We start from the raw sequence: 441 nt of genomic DNA, 5'->3' as shown, positions 1-441 counted from the left end.
GGCCGGCCGCGCGGTCACGGTGTACGACCGGATGCCCTCGGTCGCCCGCAAGCTGCTGATCGCCGGGCGCGGCGGCCTCAACCTCACCCACAGCGAGCCGCGCGCGGCCTTCCTGACCCGCTACCATCCCGCCGGCCACCTGGACGCCGCCATCGCGGCGTTTCCCCCGGAGGCCCTGCGGGACTGGTGCGCGGATCTTGGCGAGCCGACCTTCGTGGGCACGAGCGGGCGGGTGTTTCCGACGAGCTTCAAGGCGTCGCCGCTGCTCCGGGCCTGGCTGGCGCGGCTCGACCGGCTCGGGGTCCGGATCCGCACCCGCCACCGGCTCACGGCGATCGGTGAGGCGCTGGCCTTCGAGACGCCGGACGGTGCGGTCGAAATCCGGCCCCGGGCGGCCCTGCTGGCGCTCGGCGGGGCGAGCTGGCCGCGGCTCGGCTCGGA

At 76.2% G+C, this 441-nt stretch carries 1 protein-coding gene; it reads left to right on the top strand.

Annotated elements, in window-relative coordinates; all coding sequences use genetic code 11:
- The coding region (locus FV228_RS32660) for an NAD(P)/FAD-dependent oxidoreductase (protein WP_187278016.1) at positions 1–441 on the top strand (441 nt) is incomplete at both ends.

The organism is Methylobacterium sp. WL18 (assembly GCF_008040015.1).
Classification (GTDB): domain Bacteria; phylum Pseudomonadota; class Alphaproteobacteria; order Rhizobiales; family Beijerinckiaceae; genus Methylobacterium; species Methylobacterium mesophilicum.
The sequence above is the reverse complement of the archived record's forward strand: the minus strand, read 5'-3'. Positions and strand labels throughout refer to the sequence as shown.